The 1319-nt window shown below is 66.0% G+C and carries 3 protein-coding genes; 2 read left to right on the forward strand and 1 reads right to left on the reverse strand.

What is annotated here, in order from left to right; translation table 11 throughout:
• The coding region (locus ABZ855_RS48335; protein ID WP_360820459.1) for a DUF2884 family protein at window positions 1–280 on the reverse strand (280 nt) is incomplete at its 3' end.
• 4 nt (window positions 281–284) lie between these two features.
• Here ABZ855_RS48335 and ABZ855_RS48340 point away from each other — a divergent pair.
• Window positions 285–677, forward strand: coding sequence for a hypothetical protein (locus ABZ855_RS48340; protein WP_145960187.1), 393 nt, complete (start codon window positions 285–287; stop codon window positions 675–677).
• A gap of 252 nt (window positions 678–929) precedes the next feature.
• Window positions 930–1319, forward strand: a 390-nt coding sequence (locus ABZ855_RS48345; RefSeq protein ID WP_360820462.1) for an OmpW family outer membrane protein, incomplete at its 3' end; no start/stop codon positions are given.

Below are 1319 nucleotides of genomic sequence, written 5' to 3' on the forward strand. Positions count from 1 at the left end.
CGCCGCGTTCGAACTCGGCCAGGCGGCGCGAGTCGTCGGCGCTGAGCGCGACCCAACGGTCGTCGACGAACAGCCGGCCCTGGCGCATCACCAGCGCCTTGGGCTCGCCGTCCTGGCGGGTCAGGATCAGGCTGCGTTCGTTGAGGGTGAGCTGATAGGGGCTGTCGATCTCGCAGTGGCCGTCGACCTTGACATCGGCGAAGGCGGCGCCGCAGGCGAGCATCGCGGCGGCCGCGGCGGCGAGGCGGTACGGCAGGCGGAAGGGCGGGCGAGACGGCATCGTCGTGTCCTGGACGGTGGAATGGCCCCAGCTTGCGGCCGGCGCCGTCGGCGCGGCGCGTGCCTTTGGGCGGCATGACCTTCGTCATGGCGGTTGGCCGTGCCGATCCTGGCGCCTGGATATTGCTTACGCGTTGCAAGCAATGCGTCGTCGCGCATGCATCGTCATGCGCATACGCGCGGCGAACGCGCGCGAAAACGGGTTTCGGCAACGCGCCGAACAGGCCGGAAAACGCGGCATTTCCGATCCGTTCAAACAATCCTCGCGCGTTCGCGGCATCGCACGCGCGCCGCCGCGTGCGTTCGCGCTGCGCGCGATCGAGCCCGCGCGGGCGATGTTCATGCGCCGTCCATCTGCGACGAAACCCGTTTTTTCAAGCGGTTTTCTTGCGCCATAAGGGTTTCAGCGCGAACTCGAGCAACGTTCGCGCAGACTCGAACGTCGGCACGATAGCGACGTTATTGCGCGCTACTTGCTCGTTCATTTCATTCATTTTTGCCTTGAAAACAGGCCTCTAACACGGTTGTCGCGTGAAAAGTTCCTTCACGCGCATTCGCGCGGCAAGTTCGGTTCATGCATGCGTTGCTAACTTGCGCCCCGCCTCCCCCAAGGCAGTACGCAAGACCACAACAACACAGGAGTCCACTCCATGATCCGCTTCCGTCATTTGACCCTTGCCATGCTCGGCGCCCTGGCCTTCGCCCCGGCCGCCTTCGCTCAGGATGCCTCCACCGACAGCGCCAGCGGCAAGCGCTTCGCCATCGTCGGCGGCTACGCCCTGACCCAGCCGACCAAGAATCCGCAGATCGCCGGCACCCGCACCAACCTGGACGGCGACGGCGCTCCGACCCTCAGCGCCAGCTACTTCTTCAACGACAACTTCGCCGTCGAGTTGTGGGGTTCGGCCGACAAGTTCGGCCACCGCATCAACTCCAGCGCCGGCAAGCTCGGCAGCGTCGACTCGCAGCCGGTGGCGCTGAGCGGCCAGTACCACTTCCGCGGCGCCGACAGCATCGTGCGTCCGTTCGTGGGCCTGGGC

Source organism: Streptomyces sp. NPDC047042 (assembly GCF_040644035.1).
Taxonomy (GTDB): domain Bacteria; phylum Actinomycetota; class Actinomycetes; order Streptomycetales; family Streptomycetaceae; genus Streptomyces.